The organism is Arthrobacter sp. TE12232 (assembly GCF_054062615.1).
This window is the reverse complement of sequence record NZ_JBSSFK010000001.1, coordinates 1,146,758-1,166,966: the sequence shown is the minus strand read 5'-3', so window position 1 is coordinate 1,166,966 and position 20,209 is coordinate 1,146,758. Positions and strand designations below refer to the sequence as shown.

The window sequence follows — 20,209 nt, the reverse complement described above, 5'->3', positions numbered from 1 at the left end:
CTCTAGAGGCCCAGGGCCTCGCGGACGTCCGCGAGGACGCTGTCCAGCGCGGCGCGGGCCTCGTTCCGTGCCGCCGGCAGTTCGGCGGCCGAGCCGACGCTGCGGATGACTTCGAGGTAGCACTTGAGCTTCGGTTCGGTGCCGCTGGGCCGGATGATGACGCGGCTGAGGTCCTTTGTCAGGTACAGCAGGCCCTCGGTTGGCGGCAGTTGCTCGCTGCCCGCGGCCAGGTCCGTGACGGACTCGACGCCTGAGCCGCCGAACGATTCCGGCGGGCTGACGCGCAGCCGGTTCATCATGGCGTCCAGCAGGCCAAGGTCCGCCACCCGGATGCTCAGCTGGTCGCTCGCGTGGAGCCCGTGCACCAGATAGAGCTCGTCCAGGGTGTCGAAGATGGTCTTGCCCCCGGCCTTTGCCGCCGCCGCGAGTTCGGCGATCAGCACCGCGGCCGAAATTCCGTCCTTGTCGCGCACTAGCGACGGGGCAACGCAATAGCCCAGGGCTTCCTCGTAGCCGTAGACCAGGCCGGGGACGCGCGCAATCCACTTGAAGCCGGTCAGGGTTTCCTCATGGGCGTAGCCTGCCGCGGCCGCGATCCGCGCCAGCAGCCGGGAAGACACGATCGAGTTGGCGAATACGCCGGCCGGTGCCTTGCCGGCGGCGGCCTGCCGCGCCACGATGTGGGCCCCCAGCAATGCGCCGACCTCATCGCCGCGCAGCATGCGCCACGCGCCGGTGGCCGGGTCCTTCGCCGCCACAGCCGCCCGGTCGGCGTCGGGGTCGTTGGCGATCACGATATCCGCGTCCACGCGCGCCGCCGTCTCCAGGGCCAGGTCAAGGGCTCCGGGCTCTTCTGGGTTGGGGAAGTTCACCGTGGGGAAATCCGGGTCCGGCTGCGCCTGTTCCGTGACGAGCGTGACGTCGGTGAAGCCGGCGGTGTTCAGCACGGCCACCGCCGTTTCCCCGCCCACGCCATGCATGGGGGTCAGGACGATCTTCAGCCCGCGGGCCGGGAAATGCTCCGGGGCCGCAAGGGCCGCGACGGCGGCCTTGTAGTCGGCGGCTATGGAGGACTCCAGCACGGTCCAGCCGTCCGCGGCCAGGGCGATGGTATCCAGGGCGCCCACGGCGTCGATCTTCGCCGCAATCAGGGCATCGTAGGGCGCCACAATCTGAGCGCCGCGGCCGCTGTCCTCGACCGCGTGACGGCCCAGATACACCTTGTACCCGTTGTCTTGCGGCGGGTTGTGGCTGGCGGTGACCATGACGCCGCCGTCGCAGTCCAGCGCCCGCACCGCGTAGGCGAGCAGCGGGGTGGGCAGGGCGGCCGGCATGAGGAAGGTTTCGACTCCGGCAGCGGTGAGGATCGCGGCGGTTTCTTCGGCGAAAACATCGGAGTTGTAGCGGGCGTCGAAGCCGACGACGGCGCGCGGCCGGGTGCCGGGGGAGGCCTCCTCGACGGCGCTGGTGAGGAAAGCGGTGAAGCCCGCCGCGGCGCGGCGCACCACCACCCGGTTCATCCGGTTCGGGCCGGGGCCGAGGGCCGCCCGGAGTCCGGCGGTGCCAAACTGCAGAGTGCCGCTGAAGCTGTCGGCCAGTTCCTGGCCGGCCACCGCGACGCCCTCGTCGGCGAGGCGGACCAGCTCGGTCAGGGCTGCGGCAGTGGCGGGGTCCGGGTCCTGGTCGGCCCAGTCGCGGGCGTCGCTCAGGAGTCGGGCGAGTTCGGCATCAGAAGACGTCATAGGAACCAAACTATCGCCAATCGTGTGCGTTTCCTCCCCTGACAATCGGGAGTTGGGGTTTCAGTTGCATCACGCCCGGCGCGGAGAGCAGGCAGGACGGCCGGGTCCGGCCAGCCCGGGCGCGCTGGCAACGGCCCTTGACACCCAAATTTCCGGACACGTAGCGTCTGGAATATGAAGATGGGCCGTGGAGTGGAGTGGGCGGTGCACAGTTGCGTCAACATGGCATGGACACCGCCGGGCGAGCCCGTGAACAGTGCACGCCTCGCCGAGTTCTATAAGCTCCCCGCCGCCTACCTGAACAAACAGTTCCAGTCGCTGGTCCGGGCCGGGGTGCTGGACTCGGTCTCGGGACCCCGCGGCGGATTCCTGTTGGCGCGCCGGCCGGAAAACATCACTGTGCTGGACATCGTCCTGGCCCTGGAAGGCGCGGACCCAGCCTTCCGGTGTGAAGCGATCCTGGGGAACGTCCCGGAGCCGGCCCTGCAGGAGAACTTCGCGCGGACGTGCCTCATTTCCCAGACCATGCGCCAGGCCGAGCTCGCCTGGCGGCAGGCGCTGGCGCGCCAGAGTATCGCCGGGATAGCGGACTCGATGGAGCGCCGGTTCCCGGCGGACAAGGTGAAGGTCCTGGACTACCTGGCGGCGGAGTAGCCTCGGGGGACAGTCCGGGACAGTGGAGAGGCACGGTCCGTCACCGGAACCGTGCCGCGAACACACGGATCAGAGTTTGGCGATGATCTCCGCGAGGAGCTTGGAAATGCGCGGTCCGGCGGCCTGGCCGGCCTCGAGGACTTCCTCGTGGCTCAGGGGCACGGGGCTGATCCCGGCGGCGAGGTTGGTCACGAGCGAGATCCCGAAGACCTCCATGCCCGCGTGACGGCCGGCAATGGCCTCGAGCGCGGTGGACATGCCGACCAGGGACGCGCCGATCCGCTTGGCGTACTGCACCTCGGCAGGGGTTTCGTAGTGCGGTCCCGTGAACTGCGCGTACACGCCCTCGTCCAGCGAGGGGTCAACCTCGCGCGCCAGGCCGCGGATCCGGGACGAGTACAGGTCCGTCAGGTCCACGAACGTGGCGCCTTCCAGCGGTGAGGTGGCCGTGAGGTTGATGTGGTCGCTGATCAGCACGGGCGTGCCGGGAGCCCAGCCGTCGTTCAGGCCGCCGCAGCCATTGGTGAGCACCAGGGTCTTGCAGCCGGTGGCCGCGGCGGTGCGCACGCCGTGAACCACCGAGCGGACGCCCTTGCCCTCGTAGTAGTGTGTTCGAGCGCCCAGGACGAGGGCCCGCTTGCCCTCCTTGGTCAGCACCGAGCGGATGGTGCCCACGTGCCCCTCCACCGACGGTGCGGTGAAACCGGGAATTTCGCTGGCGGACAAGGTGGCGGTGGTCTCGCCGATCAGTTCGGCGGCGTCGGCCCAGCCCGATCCGAGGACCAGCGCGACGTCGTGGGAATCGACACCCGTCTCTTCGGCGATGTAGGCGGCGGCGTCTCGCGCGGCGTCGAAGGGGTCCGCGTTCAGGAATTCTGTATAGCTCACTGGTACAAGCTATCGCGTGCCGGGCCCGCTGCCCAGCACCCGCGCCGCCCGGGCGCCATAGCGGGCGGCCGCACCCGCGGCGCCCCGGATTCTTGGTGGCTCCGGTTCGGATGGTGGACAATGGTTGATTGTGACTACGCATCCTGACTTCAGCTCACCCCGTATTGCAATTCTCGGCGGAGGGCCTGGCGGCTACGAAGCCGCCATGGTCGCCGCCTCGCTGGGGGCGCAGGTCACCATCATCGAGCGTGCGGGACTCGGCGGATCCGCGGTGCTGACCGACGTCGTTCCTTCCAAGACCCTCATTGCGACAGCGGACCTGATGACCCGCGTCGGCGAAGCCGGCGAGCTCGGCGTTAAATTCGACCTCGACGGCGGCGACTGCAGCCCGACGATGCGCGCTGACCTCAAGCACATCAACGACCGCCTGCTGCGGCTGGCCCGGAAGCAGTCGGAGGACATCCAGTCCGGGCTGGAACACCAGAACGTCCGCATCCTGATCGGTTCCGGCCGGCTGCTGGACAACCACACCATCGAGGTCCTGACCGCCGACGGCACCGAAACGGTGGAAGCCGACACCATCCTGCTCGCTGTCGGAGCCCACCCGCGCGAGCTGCCCACCGCCCGTCCGGACGGTGAGCGCATCCTGAACTGGGCCCAGATCTACAACATGGACGAACTCCCCGAAGAACTCATCGTGGTCGGTTCAGGTGTGACGGGGGCGGAGTTTGCCTCGGCCTACAACGGGCTGGGCTCCAAGGTCACCCTGATTTCCAGCCGCGACCGGGTGCTGCCGGGCTCGGACACCGACGCCGCCGAGGTGCTTGAGGGCGTCTTCGAACGCCGCGGCCTCAAGGTGCTCTCCCGCGCCCGCGCCGAGACCGTCGAACGCACGGACGTCGGCGTCGTGGTCACCCTCGGCGACGGTTCGAAGGTGACCGGCAGCCATTGCCTCGTCTGCGTTGGCTCCATCCCGAACACGGCCGGCATCGGCCTGGAGGAAGCCGGCGTCGCGCTCACCGAGAGCGGCCACATCAAGGTCGACGGCGTCTCGCGCACCACGGCGCCGAACATCTATGCCGCCGGTGACTGCACCGGCGTCCTCGCGCTGGCGTCCGTGGCCGCCATGCAGGGACGCATCGCGATCGCGCACTTCCTGGGCGACAGCGTCATGCCGCTCAAGCTGCACCAGGTGGCATCCAACATTTTCACCTCGCCCGAGATCGCGAACGTGGGCGTCTCCGAGGCTGAGATCGACTCCGGCAAGTACCAGGCCGACGTCATCAAGCTGTCCCTGCGCAGCAACGCCCGCGCCAAGATGCGCAACCACCGCGACGGCTTCGTCAAGATCTTCGCCCGCAAGGGCTCCGGCACAGTGATCGGTGGGGTCGTCGTAGGCCCGAACGCCTCGGAGCTCATCTTCGCGATCTCCCTTGCGGTCACCCAAAAACTGCACGTCGACGACGTCGCCAGCACCTTCACCGTGTACCCGTCGCTGAGCGGCTCCATCTCCGAAGCGGCGCGCCGGCTCCACGTTCACATGTAGCAAAACGGAGGCCGTAGCCATGCAAAGTCCTCGCACCGCTGTTGAGTCCGCGGAACAGAACCCCGGGCTGCCGTCCGGCCCTCAAGAACGGTTTGCCGGCTACGGCGTGATGGGCGTTCCTTTCAGCTCCGGCTACATCCTGGCCCTGCGGCATTTTCCTGCCTCCTCCGTCGGCCCGGGCTACAACTCGGTCTGGATCCGCGATCCTGCCGGCGTCTGGACGATGCACAGCACCACCAATCCCGGGTCCTCATGCCCCCGCTACTTCGGCAGCGCCCTCGGATCGGCGTCGACGGGCGGGATCTCCATCCGGTGGCGTGACGACTACTCTTTCCGCGTGGAAGTCGGAGACGAGGTGGACATGGGCTGGGACGTGACGCTGGCTGCAACGCCCCTCACCCGGCTCATGTCGGCGGTGGCCGGGTCGGTCCCGGAGCAACTGTGGCGCAACCGGACGTTCCTGCGCGCCATGGGGGCTGTTGCCGGCCCGGTGCTCGGGGCCGGGCACATCGGGCTGACGGGCAAGGTGCCCAACGGCCAGACCTTTGGGGCGCGCCCGCGGCAGATGTGGTTTGTCCGCGAGAGCGAAGCGCACCTGCAGGGGCATAATCTGGGGCAGGCTTCAGCACTGCCCGTCCAGGACAGGCTCGGGGACTTCTGGATCCCGCAGCGAGGCATCTTCATGATCGGCTCGTCAGTGTTCGAGCCGTCCGACCCCGCCACGCACCTCGCCGCGGGGCACTGAACCTTTCTCCTCTAGAACGGGTACGGTGCGATATCCGGCCGAACGGTCAGCCACTGGATTTCCGTGAAGGATTCCATGTTGGCGTGATGCCCGCCGATCCGCGAGCCGTTGCCCGAGTTCTTGACCCCGCCGAAGGGCGAGTTGGCCTCGTCGGATACGGTCTGTTCGTTGATGTGGACCTTGCCGGAGTCGAGACGGTCGGCGATCGTCATGGCCATGCCGACGTCGCCGAGAATCCCGATGGAGAGCCCGTACTCGTTGTCGTTGGCCAGGGCCACTGCCTCGTCCACGGTGGAGAACTTCATCACCGGCGCCACGGGGCCGAAGATTTCGTCCTTCCACGCCGGACTGGCGAGATCGAGGTCCGCGAGCACGGTGGGCCGGTAGAAGCGGCCGTCGTGGCTGCCGCCGGCGGCCAGCCGCGCGCCGCCCTGCACCGCATCCTGGACGATCGTGTCCACGCGGTGCAGCTGCTTCTCATCGATCACCGGGCCCAGCGCCACCGTTCCGCTCTTGGGATCGCCCACCGGCAAATGACTGGCCTTCTCGGCAAGGGCGCTGACGTAGTCCTCGTAGATGTCCTCGTGCACAATGTGCCGGCCGGACGCCATGCAGATCTGTCCCTGGTGCATGAAGGAGCCAAACGCGGCGGCCGAGACCGCCTTGGGAAGGTCGACGCCGGGCAGCACGATCATCGCGTTGTTCCCGCCGAGTTCCAGATGGGCGCGCTTGAGCAGCCGGCCGGCAGCTTCGCCCACCTTGCGGCCTGCCGCCGTCGACCCCGTGAAGGCGATGACGCGGACCTCGGGCGCCTCGACGACGGCCGCGCCGATCTCGGCACCGCCCGGCAGCAGCGACAGCAGGCCCGGCGGAAGGCCGGCTTCCTCGAACACCCGGACCAGGGTGACGCCGCCGCAGACCGCCGTGCGCGGGTCAGGCTTGAGCAGCACGGCGTTGCCGAGGGCCAGGGCCGGGGCGACGGCGCGGATCGAGAGGATGAGCGGGAAGTTGAACGGCGCGATCACCGAGACGACACCGACGGGGCGTCGTCGGGCGAAGGACCAGCGGTTCTCGTTCGAGGTCAGCACGTCGCCGGCCGGGAGCGAGGGCAGCGCCGAGGCGTCGTAGCATTCGTTGGCCGCGATGTGGGTTTCCAGCCCGGCCTTGGGCGGGATGCCGCCCGATTCGCGGACGATCCAGTCCCCGATTTCCGCGGCGTGTTCCTCCCAGAGCTGTCCCGCGCGGCGCAGCACCGCGGCGCGGTCCTCCGGGTTGCGGGCGGCCCAGTCCTTCTGCGCCGTCGCGGCGACGGCAGCGGCTTCGTGGACATCCTCCACTGAGGCCACGCCATAGTGGCCCAGCGTCTCGCCGGTTGCGGGTTCGACGGCGTCGCCGACCCCGCCCCGTCCGGGCCGCCAGCCGTTGAGGTGGATCTTGCCCTCCCAGAGGGCGGAGTCGAGCAGGGACATGTCCTGTCCTTTCGTCGTGGGGTCATGCTTCTGGACCGGCCGGTCGAATCCGAACCGGACCGTGCCTTCGTCCATCTCATGTCGGCGGACCGCTGCCGTCAAGGGTTCGGGCGTCAAGAGTGCTGGAGTTGGGAGTCCCGTCGCCAAGAGTGCGTGTGCGCCTGGCCCCGGGGGACCTTCGGCCGTATCGCGACGCGGCCCGGCGCGGACACCATGGAACATGGCCAAGATCTATATCCCGTACGGGACCGTTGAAGGACAGACAGCACAGATCGCCGACTACATGGCCGAACTGATCCGGGCGCACGGGCACCAGGCAGAGACGGCGGACCTCAAACATTCCGGCGACACTCTTCCGGGCGGCTACGACGGCGTGATCGTGGCGGCCTCGGTTCACATGGGCAAGCACGAGGGGCACGTCAAGGACTTCGTCAAGAAGAACCGCGCCGAGCTCGAACGGTTGCCCTCCGCCCTGGTTTCGGTGAGCCTGGCCGCCCACGGGGACGAGGAGAACGCGGAGAGCTACGTGGCGAAGTTCGAGGAAGACACGGGCTGGCGGCCCTCGCACGTCGGATTGTTCGCCGGCGCGCTGCTCTACAGCCACTACGGGTTCATCAAGAAGCACATGATGAAGAAGATCGCCAGCGACAAAGGGTCCCCGGACACGGACACCACCCGTGACTACGTCTACACGGAATGGGACGGCGTCCAGCGCTTCACCGAGGACTACCTGGCATGGCTGGCCAAGCTGGGCAGTCAGAAGTAGGACCTTGTTAAGGCGTAGGGCTCAGGAGCGGGCGTAGGGCGGAACAGCGTCGCCGGGCGCGAAGGGCCTGAACCACCGATCGAACGCCAGACTACCGGTGTCGGCGTCGGCACGGTCCTGGCTGTCGGCGTCGTCGTCGGGGTAGAGCGCGTCGCTGTCCGCGTCCTCCAGGAGGACTTCCTCGACGTCGGCCCGCCAGCCCTCCGGAAGGTCCAGTTCGTAGATGTCCTCGGTGATTTCGGCCTGATCGAGGAGGCAGCGGACGGCGAGCTCCGCGGCGAGGCAGCCCGGCGCGGTCCAGCCCCGGACCAGGGATGCGGTGACATCCGCGGCGACGACGATGAATTTCTGGGTGAACTTCGCGTCGTAGCTGTCCGCGAACTGCGGCGGCAGCGAGGACAGGACCGAGGTCCCGGCGATATCGGCCGGCGTGACAACGTCCAGGGTGCCGAGCGTTCCGAGATCGCGGAACAGCTGGTCAATCAGGATGCTCGACGAATTCCACAGGAGTCCGGCCAGCAGGCGGGTCTGGCGCACGGATTTCTGACGGTCCTCCGGCGGGACGGCGGCCATTTCCTCCAGGTCTTCGGGATCGAACTGGAGCCGCTGTTCGGCCGTCATGTCGTCCGGGTGCGGATCGAGTCCGAGCAGTTCCAGGCTCAGCCCGGTGAGTTTTTCGGCGTCGGCCAGTAGTTCTTCGGTGATGTCGTCGTCGTCGGCGCTCATGCCCCCGATGCTACCTGCCGTTTGTTCCTGGCCCGATTCGCGTTACGCGGCAGGGGCTTGCCGGGTTCTAGGCGGCGGCTGCCCGGGGATGCTCTGACGTCGAGCTTCCGTGCGCCATCCGGACCGCGGCAAGGTAGCTGATTCCCGCGATCAGGGGGACCACGCTGGCCGCGGTGAGCGATGCCAGCGGCCCGGACCGCGCGATGAGCGTGATCAGGAGCGGCAGCACGCCCAGGGCCACGAGCAGCCAGCCGGCCAGCGCGGTGCGTTTCAGGCCGAGCACGGCGGCTGGGAATGCCAGCGCGACGACGCTGACGGCTATGACAGGTCCGTTGTCACTGAGGAAGCTGCGCAGGGCCGCCGGGTCGAAGGCGAGCCAGATGCAGGCCGCGATGAAGGCGGAGGACAGGGCGAGCAGCAGGGGAGAGGTCACCGCCGGCCAGAACCACGCCGCGACCGCGAGGATGAGCATCGGCGCCACCCAGGCGAGCGTTATCAGCGTTCCCACCGTTCCGCCAGGATCCTGCATGGCGTCGCCACCGATGAAGATTCCCGCGAGGACCGTGAATACGGCCATGACGGCCGCCCCGGTCCGTGTCAGCGCCGTGGCGCGCCGCTGTGGATCCTTTTCACGTGCAAACACAACACCCATCACGACGGCGACCACAACAATCGCGCCGAGCGCCAAAATGACCGGAACGTTCATGGGATGCCTCCTGCAGACGAACGGGGCTTACGTCCATTGGATTCCTGCCCCAGCGGCTGTGCCAAGGGGAGAAAGGCCCGTTTCACGCTTCACAGCACCCGGCGGCATCGATGTTCCTCTTCGGGGGATTGGTGACCGCCAGCCCCAAGTAGGCCGGCCGGCTCTAGAGACGGTTAAACTCCTGCTGCCACAGTGCCTTATCCCATCTCTCCTGCAGCTTTCGGTCCATGGTCCATTTACTCTCCCATGTGTCGAAGTTGGCTTTGAAGGTGGGCACGTAGTAGTTGGAGCCCTTGCGGCGGGTTCTCTTCTTGAGTCTCAGCAAGAGGCCGAGCAGGATCCACACTGCGGTGAGAATTACGACCAGGAAGAATATCGTCTCCACGGGCAACCAGTCCTCGAAGGGGTTTAGTGCCTCCAGTTTAATCCAACTGGCGCCGGATAACGAAGCGTGCCCCTTCCCGCCGGCAGTGCCACTGCCCGTACCGCTGTCGCACGGACAAGAGTTCTGTTTGCCGGTAGGGAATGATTGCCGGAAATGGCTCCTGAGGCGGAGAGTCGTCTCTTGGCCGGATGCTTAGCGCGTCCACCTTGTAGAGCGAGCGCATCGTTGCGCCGGTACTGCAGTGTGTCTGAATAATGCCGCAGCTTCCGTGCCGTGGCCGACAACTCCCATGCGGGTGATCAGGGAGTAAAACCCCTTTCTCCGGGCGTGTCGCCCGTGTAATAGTGTCGTTATGTTCATTTTCGTGCTAGTGGCGATCGTGCTACTGGTCTTGTTTTGGCAATACATCGTGGCGGGGCTCGGTCTTTGGGTGCTCGTGCTGCTTTTGCGCGCCGTGATCAACTGGACGGTGGCCGACCCGACGCCGGGTTACCGCCGGAAGGCCGTTCAGACCCGGCCCGTGGTCAAGCCTGTTCAGACCCGGCCTGTGCCCGCGCTGAAGCCTGCCCGCGAGCTGCCCGAGCCGGACTATCTGCCCAGGTGGACTGTCAGCCGCCGGCTGGACGCCGGCCGCGAGCATGCCCAGTGGCAGAAGATGTTCGACAACACGGCGCAGTAGAACGCTGCCGAGTCGGCCTCCGGGGCTTCAGAACCTCGGTCCCGTCCAGCGATGCCTCGCGGGCACCGGTGGTGGAAATCGCGCGGCTAAAGTTCGCCGCCATGCTAGCCTTTTGCGCGTTCAAAGCGTGACGTCGTCCCCGCGGTCAGGCAACCGCCCCCTGAAAGTGGGCCTCGATGATTCCTTTGATGTCGTCGTGGCAGCCGCCGCAGCCCGTGCCGGCACGGGTCGCCGCGGAAACCTCGGGCACCGTGGAGCAGCCGTCGGAGGCCGCGGCGGCAATGGCCGTTCCGCTGACGCCGGCGCACCGGCAGACCGTCCGGGCAGGGTCGGCGGCTCCGGGCGAGGCGAGCTGGTCCGGCCCGTCCAGGCGCAGCAGCAGCGAGCGGTCAGCGGGGAGTTCGGCGCCGCGCTCGAACAGCTGCACGAGCTCGGCCGAAGTGCGGGGCATACCCACGGCCACGAGACCCTCAAGCACGCCGGCGCGGGTGGTCATCTTCACGTAGCGGCCGTGCTCCGGATCGGCCCACTGGGCAATCTGCAGCCGGGCGCGGCCGTTCACTGCTCCCGCGGTGAGGGCTTCCTCGTCCCACGGTTCGGCGGACACATCCCCGGCCACGGCCATGTTCATGCCGCGGGCCTTGAGCACGATCACGCCCGGCAACTCCGCGGCAAGCGCCGGCAATGCTTCCGCCTCGGCAGGAGCGCCGGACGCCAGCAGGGTCAGATACTCGGCGAGCCATTCGGCCTGCCGCCAGCCCGGGCCCACCAGCCCGGACGGGCCGCGCGCGGTCCGGCACTCCACGCATTCGGGGTCCGGGCAACGGACCTCCGCGCAGTCGCCGATCGCAAAGATGTGGGGCTCGTGGTGGGCGCGGAGCTTGTGGTCCACCAGGATTCCGGCGGCCGTGGAGAGGCCGCAGCCTTGGGCCAGTTCGGTCCGCGGCCGGACGCCGCAGGAGAGGACCAGGAGGTCGCCGTCGATCGCGGAACCGTCATCCAAAAGCAGCGCGGAGAAACCGCCGTCGGGGGCGTTGTGCTCGACGCCGGTGGAGCGGGCGTTGCCGGCCATCCGCACGCCGCAGTTCCGCAGCGAAGCCGCGAGCACGGCGCCACCGCCGCGGTCGATGTTCCGGCCCAGGGGATGCGGGCCGTTGTGCACTACGGTGACCGTGGCGCCTTCCTCGGCCGCAGCCAGTGCGGTCTCCAGACCCAGGACGCCGCCGCCCAGGACCACCACGCGCTTGCCGCCGGCCACCGCCGAGTGGAGCACGGACGCGTCGCGGAGATCGCGCAGGGCCGTCACGCCCGGCGGCAGCACCGGGGCGGCCGGGTCCGGGTTGAGTCCGGTGAGGTTCGGGATGACCGGCCGGGAACCGGTGGCGAAGACCAGCCGGTCGTAGCCCGGGGTGGATCCGTCGGTGAGGACAACCTGCTGGCGGGCGCGGTCCACGCGCCGGACGCGGACGCCCAGCCGGACGTCGACGCCGTCGGCCACCAGCGCGGCCGGGTCCGCGAGGGCCAGGGCGGCCTGCGTGGTCCGTCCGACGCCGAGATCCGCCACGAGGACCCGGTTGTACGCGGCCTCGGACTCTTCGCCGATTACCGTCAGGTGCGCGATGCCGCTGCGCACGGCAGGCAGCAGCTCGTCGATCAGCCGCGCGGCGACAGGCCCGAAGCCCACCACCACAATCCGCTCAGTCATGAGGTCTCCTCTGCTTGAAGAACGCGGGCTTGAACACCGCTGTGATCACCGGCCGGGACGTCCCCGGACACTGCCGGGCGAATCCACACTTTGCTGGTCTTGAACTCAGGCATCCCGGAAATGGGGTCCGTGGCCGCCTCGGTGAGCCGGTTGGCGCTCTCGAGTTCCGGGAAGTGGAACGGCAGGAACACCGTCTCCGGGCGGATGTCCGTGCTGAGCTCGGCACGGCAGCTGACCTCGCCGCGCTCATTGGAAATCGAGACGTAGTCGCCGTCTGCGATGCCCTGGGCGGCGGCCGCGGCGGGGTGCAGCTGCAGTCGCGCCTCCGGCCGGGCCTCGACCAGCGCGGCCACCCGGCGGGTCTGCGCCCCTGACTGGTAGTGCTCCATGAGACGGCCGGTGATCAGCGTCATCGGCTTGCCCAAATGATCAGCGCTGCCGCGCTCCGCCGCGGCCGCGGACGCGGAGCCCCGAGAAACAGAACGACGCCGGGGCGTCACCGCCGTAAAGACGGCCCGCCCGTCCGCATGGGCAAAGGCGTCCAGGAAGAGTCGCGGCGTGCCGGTGCCACCCGACGGGTACGGCCAGTAGGCGGCCTCACCGCGGTCCAGCATGGCGTAGTCGATTCCGGAGTAGTCGGCCAGGCCGCCGGAGGACGCGAGCCGGAGTTCCTCGAACACCGTCTCCGGGTCCTCGCTGAAGGTGGAGGGTGCGTGCAGGAGCTCGGCCAACCGGGTCATGATCCACAGCTCGCTGCGGACACCGGGCGGGGGAGTGAGGGCCCGGCGGCGGCGGAGCACGCGGCCTTCGAGGTTGGTGAGGGTTCCCTCTTCCTCGGCCCACTGGGTCACGGGCAGGATCAGGTCCGCCTCGGCGGCGGTTTCGGAGAGGAAGAAGTCGCACACCACGAGGAAGTCCAGGCTGCGCAGGCCCTCGATCACGGCGTTGGCGTCCGGGGCGGACACCGCCACGTTGGCGCCGTGCACGAAGAGGCACCGGACGCCGTCGGGCTGTCCCAGGGACTTCAGGAGCTGGACGGCGGGGAGGCCGGGACCGGGGATCAGGGTTTCGGGCACACCCCAGACCTTTGCCATGTAGGCGCGGGCGGCGGGGTCGGTGATTTTCCGGTAGCCGGGGAGCTGGTCGGCCTTCTGGCCGTGTTCCCGGCCGCCCTGGCCGTTGCCCTGGCCGGTGAGCGTGCCGTAGCCGCTGCGCGCGGAGCCCGGCAGGCCCAGCAGTAGCGAGAGGTTGATGGCGGCCGTGGCGGTGTCAGTGCCGTCGACGTGCTGTTCGACGCCGCGGCCGGTGAGGATGTAACTGCCGCCCTTGCGGGCGCCGTCGGCCAGCCGGCGGGCGGTGTCGCGGATCAGTCCGGCCGGGACGCCGGTGATCGACTGGACCCGTTCCGGCCAGAAGCTTCCGACGCTGCGGACCACGGCGTCGTAGCCGGCGGTCCGTTCCGCGATGAACGCGGCGTCGGCCAGGCCCTCGTGGATCACCACGTGGGAGATGCCCAGGAGGAGGGCGAGGTCGGTGCCCGGCAGGGGCTGCAGGTGCAGGCCGCCGCCGTCGGAGGTAAACGCGGCGGTGGCGGAGCGCCGGGGGTCGACGACGATCAGCCCGCCGGCGTCGCGTGCGCCTTGCAGGTGCTGGACGAAGGGCGGCATGGTCTCGGCGACGTTGGAGCCGAGCATCAGGATAGTGCTGGCGGCGTCGAGGTCCGCGAGCGGGAACGGCAGCCCGCGGTCCAGGCCGAAGGCGCGCATGCCGGCCGCAGCCGCGGAGGACATGCAGAACCGTCCGTTGTAGTCGATCCGCGAGGTGCCCAAGGCCAGCCGGGCGAATTTGCCGAGCTGGTAGGCCTTCTCATTGGTGAGGCCGCCGCCGCCGAAGACTCCGACGGCGTCCGCTCCGTGTTCGGCGCGGGCCTTCTTCACGGCGGAGACGATCCGCATGAGCGCCTCGTCCCAGCTGATCGGGCGGTGGACGCCGTCGTCGTCCTTCAGCAACGGTTCCGTGACGCGGCCCGGGTGGTCCAGCAGTGACGCGGAGGTCCAGCCCTTGCGGCACAGGCCGCCGCGGTTGGTGGGGAAGTCCCGGCCGTTCACAGTGAGGAGAGGCCCGTTTGCGGGTGACACAGCGGCGGCGGGTCCCGGCGCCGGTGCGGCGTCAACGGGGTCTGACCCCGGCTGGGGAGCCGGGGTCAGAGCCGCTGGAGAGGTGAGCGTCATGGCGCACTGCAGGGCGCAGTAGGGGCAGTGCGTGTCGGCGCCGGCGGTCATGTTAGACGTGTCCCATCGCGTTTCGGTTGGCGTTGCGGATGTAGCAGAACCAGCAGACGGCCAGCATCAGGACGTATGCCCCGACGAATCCGTAGAAGGCCGAGGTGTAGGAGCCGCTGGCGGTGTTGGAGGCGTTGAGCACCTGCGGGATGATGAATCCGCCGTAGGCACCGATGGCCGAGATCAGGCCGAGGGCCGAGGACGCGAGCCGCTGGGTGGTGTGCGTGCTCGCCCCGGAGCGGGCGGCCCGGCTGGAGGTAGCGAAGATGATCGGGATCATGCGGTAGGTGGCGCCGTTCCCGAAACCGCTCGCGGTGAACAGGAGCAGGAACAGGAACAGGAAGAGCCAGAAGTTCTTCATGGGCAGCGTCCAGAGCATGGTCAGGGTGATGACGGCCATGGCGGCGAAGGCTGCGACGGTCATGCGGGCCCCGCCCATCCGGTCCGCCATGCGTCCGCCGTAGGGGCGGGCCAGGGAACCGACCAGCGGGCCGAGGAAGGCCAGGGACAGGGCCACGGTGCCGACGGAGATCGAGGAGAATGCCGGGAAGTAGTCCTTGATGAGCTTGGGGAAGACGCCGGCGAAGCCGATGAACGAGCCGAAGGTGCCGATGTACAGCAGCGCCATGATCCACAGGTGCGGTTCCTTGAGCGCCGCCAGCGAACCCGCGACGTCGCCCTTGGCGCTGGTGAGGTTGTTCATGTACTTCCAGGCGCCGAAGGCGGCCAGCAGGATCAGAGGAACCCACATGAACCCGGCGACGGGCAGGTTCACGGTGCCGGCTGCCAGCAGGGTGATAGCGATCGGCACGGCCAGCTGTGCGACGGCGGCGCCGAGGTTTCCTCCGGCGGCGTTCAGGCCCAGGGCCCACCCCTTTTCCCGGGCCGGGTAGAAGAAGGTGATGTTCGCCATCGAGCTGGCGAAGTTGCCGCCGCCGAATCCGGCCAGGGCCGCCACGAAGAGCATGACGCCGAACGGGGTGGCCGGGTTGGCGACGCACAGGCCCAGTCCGATCGTCGGGATCAGCAGCAACAGTGCGGAGACGATGGTCCAGTTGCGGCCGCCGAAGCGCGGCACCATGAAGGTGTAGGGGATCCGCAGCGTGGCGCCCACGAGGCTTGGCATGGAGATCAGCCAGAAGATCTCGTTGGTGGAGAACTTGAAGCCTGCGGCGGGAAGCTGGACCACCACGATCGACCACAGCTGCCAGACCACGAATCCCAGGAACTCGGCGAAGATGGACCAGTTCAGGTTGCGACGGGCGATCCAGCGGCCGGCCGATTCCCACTGTTCCTTGTTTTCCGCATCCCAGTTGGCGATCCAGCGGCCGGGCCGGTGCTCGAGGGTAAGGGTGTCGGCAGTGCGGGCGGCGCCGGCATCTGCGGTGCCGATTTCGGCGGTGCGTTCAGCAGTCACTTAGGAGACCTCCTTGGGGGGTGTTGTCCTTCAACGGTAGGTACGCCGCGTTTCAGGGACGGTCGCGGTTTATTAACGTGCTGTGACGTTTGCCTATCGGGGCTTATGTGACGGTGTGAGAATCGCTGTGACGACCACCACGTGAGACGAACCAAAATGTCCAAATAGTGGAACGTTTGTCCATTGGGTGGACGATGGGAACTATTATCAGACATATACGAATCCCTAGCCGGCGGCCCGGGGCATCGGGCCCTGGGGAACATCCGTCCGGTCATCATGAAAGCGTTACTACATGTCCTCCACTGCAACCTCCGCGGAGCATGGGTCTGCCAAGCAGGTGAACTCGCGCGGCCGCGTGATCGTCGCCAGCCTGATCGGCACCACCGTCGAGTTCTACGACTTCTACGTGTACGCCACCGCCGCCGTGCTGGTCTTCCCGAAGCTCTTCTTCCCGGGGCAGAACGAGACCACGCAGCTCCTGGCATCCTTCGCCGTGTTCGGCGTCGCGTTCATCGCCCGGCCGCTCGGCTCGATCGTCTTCGGCCACTTCGGTGACAAGTTCGGCCGCAAGGGCACGCTCGTGGCCTCGCTGCTGACGATGGGCATTGCCACCTTCCTGATCGGCTGCCTCCCGACGGCGACCGTTCCCGGCTGGACCTTCTGGGCCCCGGCCCTGCTCGTCGTGTTGCGCTTCGCCCAGGGCCTTGCCCTTGGCGGGGAGTGGAGCGGCGCGGCGCTGCTCGCCACCGAGAACGCCCCGGCAAACAAGCGTGCCATCTACGGCACGTTCCCGCAGTTGGGTGCGCCCATCGGCTTCATCATCGCCAATGTGCTCTTCCTGATCTTCAGCTACACCCTGACCCCGGCGGCATTCGAGGCGTGGGGCTGGCGCGTGCCGTTCCTGGCCAGCGCCGTGATGGTGATCATCGGCCTCTACGTCCGGCTCAAGCTGATCGAAACCCCCGCCTTCACCAAGGTCCTCGAATCCAAAGAGGTCGCCAAGCTGCCGCTGGCACGGGTCTTCAAGACCAGCTGGCGCCCGCTGATCCTCGGCACGTTCATCATGCTCGCAACCTATGTGCTCTTCTACCTGATGACCACATTCACGCTGACCTACGGGACCCGGGCGGCCAGCCTGGACGCGGCGAAGGCCGCCGCCGTAAAGGCCGGCAAGCCGATGACCGATGCCGCCGCCGCGGCATTCGTTCCGGGTCTGGGCTACACCCGGAACGACTTCCTCTGGATGCTCATCGCCGGTGTCGTGTTCTTCGGCATCTTCACGCTGGTCTCCGGCCCGCTGGCCGAGAAATTCGGCCGCCGCAAGATGCTGATCGCCGTGACCTTCGGCATCCTCGCCTTCGGCCTGCTGTTCGTTCCGCTGTTCAGCGCCGGCTTCGTGGGCGCCATGGCACTGCTGGTCATCGGCTTCTCGCTTATGGGCCTGACGTTCGGCCCCATGGGCGCGCTCCTGCCGGAGTTGTTCCCGACCAACGTCCGCTACACCGGCTCCGCGATCAGCTACAACGTCTCCAGCATCCTTGGCGCGGCCGTGGCTCCGTTCATCGCCGTCTGGCTCTGGGAACTGGCGGGCGGCAGCACCGTGCTGGTGGGCGTCTACCTCGCCTCCATGGCCGTGCTGACACTGATCGCCCTGTTCGTGAGCAAGGAAACCCGGGACCTCGACTACGAGAACAACGTAGCCTGACGTTCCAGGCCTGCCGCTGACGGAAATGCCCGGCGTGTTCGCTGAACACGCCGGGCATTTACGCGTCCGGCACTTCCTTATCTCGTCGGTCCGTACCTGGTGACTGCCGGCGGGACTAGCTCGCGTAGCGCTCGACGAAGTTCCGGAGGATTTTCATCGGTTCGGTGGCCGCGAACTGCCGGGCGTCCTCCATCAGCATCTCGGCCGATTCCGGCGGGAAGTATCCGGCATGGCGGTAGATGTCGATCCTGGTGATCAGCCCCTCGGCGTCGAGTTCAGGATGGAACTGGGTGGCGTAGAGGTTGGTCTTGATCCGGAACATGTGCACCGGGCAGGCGGCCGAACTGGCCAGGAGCACCGCGTGGGCAGGCAGGACGGTGCAGGCTTCCTTGTGGCCGGTGAAGGCCGTGAAGCTCTCCGGCAGCCCGTGCAGGAGGGGATCCGCGAGCCCCTCGTCCGTCAGCTTGATGGTGACGCCGCCCAGGCCTTCGCCGTAGGTGCGGTCGATCACGGCGCCCTGGTGCCGGCCCAGCGTGCCCACCCCGTAGCAGGCGCCCAGGAACGGGAAATCCTCAGCGACGATCCTGTCCAACAGCGCGGCGAGCTCACGCTCCACCCGGTGCTGGGTGTCGGTCTTGTGCTCGGAAGGGTCGCTGGAGGTGAACGGGCTTCCGCCCACAATCACTCCGGAGTAGCGCGACAGCTCCAGCTCAAGCAACGGTCCGGCTTCCATCCGGACGCGGTGCAGCTGCCCGGGTTCCAGTCCGCCGTAGCGCAGGTAGGCCCGGTATTCGTCCTCGGCGGCCTCGTCCTCGGCGCGGGAGGCGAGGAGCAGAAATGGCTTCACAGACCAAGTTTGCACGGGCGGGACGCGGGGGCGCCAGAGGCGCGCCTGCGTCCCGCCCGGGGGATGCTGAGGGCCGAAGCTACTCGGCCGCGCCGTCCTCGATCAGGGCGATGATGGCGCCGGCGGAGACCGTCTCGCCGGCAGCGGCGGAGAGGCCGATGACGATGCCGGCGCGGTGCGCGGTGAGCGGCTGCTCCATCTTCATCGCTTCGAGCACGACGACGAGATCGCCTTCAGCGACGGCGTCGCCCTCGGCGACTGCCACCTTCACGATGGTGCCCTGCATGGGCGAGGTCAGCGCGTTGCCGCTCGCGGCCACGGCTGCGCCGCCGCTGCGGAGGCGCTTCTTGGCCTTGGCCGGCTTGGCGCCGGCCGTGGTGCTGACCGAGCCGAGTGATGCGGGCAGGACCACTTCCAGGCGCTTGCCGCCGACCTCGACGACGACGCGCTGGCGGTCGCCGGCGTCGGCCGCTTCAGCCTCGGTGCCGGTGGGGGCCCAAGCGGGAATGTCGTTGACGAAGGCGGTCTCGATCCAGCGGGTGTGGACCTTGAAGGGGCCCTCGGCCGGTGCGAAGTCCGGGTTGGAAACCACCGCGAGGTCGAACGGGATGACGGTGGGGATGCCTTCCACCACCATCTCCTCGAGCGCGCGCCGGGACCGCTGCAGGGCCTGGGTGCGGGTGGCGCCGGTCACGATCAGCTTGGAGAGCATGGAGTCGAAGTTGCCGCTGATGACATCGCCCTGCTCCACGCCGGAATCGATGCGGACGCCGGGGCCGGTCGGGTTCTTGAGCGTCGTGATGGTCCCGGGGGCGGGCATGAAGTTCCGGCCCGGGTCCTCGCCGGTGATGCGGAATTCAATCGAGTGGCCGCGCACTTCCGGGTCCCCGTAGCCGAGCTCCTCGCCGCGGGCCAGCCGGAACTGTTCGCGCACGAGGTCGATCCCGGTGACCTCCTCGGAGACACAGTGCTCTACCTGCAGGCGCGTGTTGACCTCAAGGAAGGAGATGGTGCCGTCCTGGCCGACGAGGAACTCGCACGTGCCCGCGCCGAGGTAGCCGGCCTCTTTCAGGATGGCTTTGGACGATTCGTAGAGGCGCCGGTTCTGCTCCTCCGTCAGGAAGGGGGCCGGGGCCTCCTCGACGAGCTTCTGGTTGCGGCGCTGGAGCGAGCAGTCGCGGGTGGAGACGACCACAACGTTGCCGTAGGCGTCGGCGAGGCACTGGGTTTCGACGTGCCTCGGGGCGTCCAGGAAGCGCTCAATGAAGCACTCGCCGCGGCCGAAGGCGGCGGTGGCCTCGCGCACGGCGGATTCGAAGAGTTCGGGGATTTCCTCGCGGGTGCGGGCCACCTTGATGCCGCGTCCGCCGCCGCCGAAGGCCGCCTTGATGGCGACGGGCAGGCCGAACTTGTCCACGAAGTCGAGGATTTCCTCGGCGGAATTGACCGGATCGGCGGTGCCGGGGACCTGCGGGGCGCCGACCTTCTCGGCGATGTGGCGGGCCTGGACCTTGTCGCCCAGGGCGGAGATCGCCTCGGGGGAGGGCCCGATCCACGTGATGCCGGCGTCGATGACCTTGGCGGCGAAGTCGGCGTTTTCGGCCAGGAAGCCGTACCCCGGGTGGATGGCGTCCGCGCCGGACTGGCGGGCGACGTCGATGATCTTGTCCATTACGAGGTAGGACTCAGCGGCGGTGTTGCCACCCAGCGCGTAAGCCTCGTCGGCGAGCCGGGCGTGCAGCGCGTCGCGGTCAGGATCCGCGTACACGGCCACCGAGGCGATGCCCTCATCGCGCGCGGCGCGGATGATGCGCACCGCAATTTCTCCGCGGTTGGCGATCAGCACTTTGCTGAGCGGGCGGCTGCCCTCTGCTGCAAGTGACTGCGTTGATCCCGGCACGGTGGTTGCGGACTGCTCCGAATTTGCTGACAAGGCGTCTCCTTCTT

At 68.2% G+C, this 20,209-nt stretch carries 17 protein-coding genes; 6 read left to right on the top strand and 11 right to left on the bottom strand.

What is annotated here, in order from left to right:
- Window positions 1-2: 2 nt before the first annotated feature.
- Window positions 3-1,742: a phospho-sugar mutase gene (locus tag ACVWZ7_RS05210; RefSeq protein ID WP_456507179.1), complete on the bottom strand. Its 1,740-nt coding sequence runs from the start codon at window positions 1,740-1,742 to the stop codon at window positions 3-5.
- A 174-nt stretch (window positions 1,743-1,916) separates the two neighbouring features.
- On the opposite strand from ACVWZ7_RS05210, the gene ACVWZ7_RS05205 reads away from it, so the two are divergent.
- On the top strand, window positions 1,917-2,396 hold the full coding sequence (locus ACVWZ7_RS05205; protein ID WP_116766078.1) for an RrF2 family transcriptional regulator: 480 nt from the start codon (window positions 1,917-1,919) through the stop codon (window positions 2,394-2,396).
- A 69-nt stretch (window positions 2,397-2,465) separates the two neighbouring features.
- Here the strand turns inward: ACVWZ7_RS05205 and ACVWZ7_RS05200 are convergent, their stop codons facing one another.
- Window positions 2,466-3,284 (bottom strand): purine-nucleoside phosphorylase, encoded by an 819-nt coding sequence (locus ACVWZ7_RS05200; protein ID WP_456507178.1) that lies wholly within the window; start codon window positions 3,282-3,284, stop codon window positions 2,466-2,468.
- Window positions 3,285-3,414: 130 nt separating this feature from the next.
- Here ACVWZ7_RS05200 and ACVWZ7_RS05195 point away from each other — a divergent pair, with 130 nt between their 5' ends.
- Complete coding sequence (locus ACVWZ7_RS05195; RefSeq protein ID WP_456507177.1) at window positions 3,415-4,830, top strand: NAD(P)H-quinone dehydrogenase; 1,416 nt, start codon at window positions 3,415-3,417, stop codon at window positions 4,828-4,830.
- A gap of 19 nt (window positions 4,831-4,849) precedes the next feature.
- On the top strand, window positions 4,850-5,575 hold the full coding sequence (locus ACVWZ7_RS05190; protein ID WP_456507176.1) for a hypothetical protein: 726 nt from the start codon (window positions 4,850-4,852) through the stop codon (window positions 5,573-5,575).
- 11 nt (window positions 5,576-5,586) lie between these two features.
- Here ACVWZ7_RS05190 and ACVWZ7_RS05185 read toward each other — a convergent pair whose 3' ends face one another.
- Window positions 5,587-7,044, bottom strand: coding sequence for a benzaldehyde dehydrogenase (locus tag ACVWZ7_RS05185; protein ID WP_456507175.1), 1,458 nt, complete (start codon window positions 7,042-7,044; stop codon window positions 5,587-5,589).
- A 220-nt stretch (window positions 7,045-7,264) separates the two neighbouring features.
- Between ACVWZ7_RS05185 and ACVWZ7_RS05180 the strand changes: the two genes are divergently transcribed.
- On the top strand, window positions 7,265-7,810 hold the full coding sequence (locus tag ACVWZ7_RS05180; RefSeq protein WP_116766081.1) for a flavodoxin domain-containing protein: 546 nt from the start codon (window positions 7,265-7,267) through the stop codon (window positions 7,808-7,810).
- 21 nt (window positions 7,811-7,831) lie between these two features.
- On the opposite strand, the gene ACVWZ7_RS05175 is transcribed toward ACVWZ7_RS05180, so the two are convergent.
- The 3 genes from ACVWZ7_RS05175 to ACVWZ7_RS05165 all read right to left on the bottom strand — a co-directional run bounded on the left by ACVWZ7_RS05175 (window position 7,832) and on the right by ACVWZ7_RS05165 (window position 9,627).
- Window positions 7,832-8,536 carry a hypothetical protein gene (locus ACVWZ7_RS05175; RefSeq protein WP_456507174.1) on the bottom strand — a complete coding sequence of 235 codons (705 nt, stop codon included), beginning with the start codon at window positions 8,534-8,536 and terminating at the stop codon, window positions 7,832-7,834.
- Window positions 8,537-8,603: 67 nt separating this feature from the next.
- A complete protein-coding gene (locus ACVWZ7_RS05170) occupies window positions 8,604-9,242 on the bottom strand; it encodes a hypothetical protein (RefSeq protein ID WP_456507173.1) in 639 nt (212 codons plus the stop codon).
- A 163-nt stretch (window positions 9,243-9,405) separates the two neighbouring features.
- On the bottom strand, window positions 9,406-9,627 hold the full coding sequence (locus tag ACVWZ7_RS05165; RefSeq protein ID WP_116766085.1) for a hypothetical protein: 222 nt from the start codon (window positions 9,625-9,627) through the stop codon (window positions 9,406-9,408).
- Between the two features lie 352 nt (window positions 9,628-9,979).
- Between ACVWZ7_RS05165 and ACVWZ7_RS05160 the strand changes: the two genes are divergently transcribed.
- Window positions 9,980-10,306, top strand: coding sequence for a hypothetical protein (locus ACVWZ7_RS05160; protein WP_344364040.1), 327 nt, complete (start codon window positions 9,980-9,982; stop codon window positions 10,304-10,306).
- Window positions 10,307-10,451: 145 nt separating this feature from the next.
- Here ACVWZ7_RS05160 and ACVWZ7_RS05155 read toward each other — a convergent pair whose 3' ends face one another.
- The 3 genes from ACVWZ7_RS05155 to ACVWZ7_RS05145 are packed head-to-tail and all read right to left on the bottom strand — an operon-like array spanning window position 10,452 to window position 15,686.
- Window positions 10,452-12,011: an FAD-dependent oxidoreductase gene (locus ACVWZ7_RS05155; RefSeq protein WP_456507172.1), complete on the bottom strand. Its 1,560-nt coding sequence runs from the start codon at window positions 12,009-12,011 to the stop codon at window positions 10,452-10,454.
- Window positions 12,008-14,293 (bottom strand): molybdopterin oxidoreductase family protein, encoded by a 2,286-nt coding sequence (locus ACVWZ7_RS05150; RefSeq protein WP_456507171.1) that lies wholly within the window; start codon window positions 14,291-14,293, stop codon window positions 12,008-12,010. The genes ACVWZ7_RS05155 and ACVWZ7_RS05150 overlap by 4 nt, the downstream gene beginning before the upstream one ends.
- Before the next feature lies 1 nt (window position 14,294).
- Entirely contained in the window at window positions 14,295-15,686 is a 1,392-nt protein-coding gene (locus ACVWZ7_RS05145) for an MFS transporter (protein WP_456509066.1), read from the bottom strand.
- A 316-nt stretch (window positions 15,687-16,002) separates the two neighbouring features.
- Between ACVWZ7_RS05145 and ACVWZ7_RS05140 the strand changes: the two genes are divergently transcribed.
- Window positions 16,003-17,415 carry an MFS transporter gene (locus ACVWZ7_RS05140; protein WP_116766089.1) on the top strand — a complete coding sequence of 471 codons (1,413 nt, stop codon included), beginning with the start codon at window positions 16,003-16,005 and terminating at the stop codon, window positions 17,413-17,415.
- A gap of 115 nt (window positions 17,416-17,530) precedes the next feature.
- Here the strand turns inward: ACVWZ7_RS05140 and ACVWZ7_RS05135 are convergent, their stop codons facing one another.
- Both ACVWZ7_RS05135 and ACVWZ7_RS05130 read right to left on the bottom strand, forming a co-directional pair.
- Complete coding sequence (locus tag ACVWZ7_RS05135) at window positions 17,531-18,262, bottom strand: glutamine amidotransferase (protein ID WP_456507170.1); 732 nt, start codon at window positions 18,260-18,262, stop codon at window positions 17,531-17,533.
- A gap of 79 nt (window positions 18,263-18,341) precedes the next feature.
- A complete protein-coding gene (locus ACVWZ7_RS05130; protein ID WP_425547156.1) occupies window positions 18,342-20,195 on the bottom strand; it encodes an acetyl/propionyl/methylcrotonyl-CoA carboxylase subunit alpha in 1,854 nt (617 codons plus the stop codon).
- Between the last annotated feature and the right edge of the window lie 14 nt (window positions 20,196-20,209).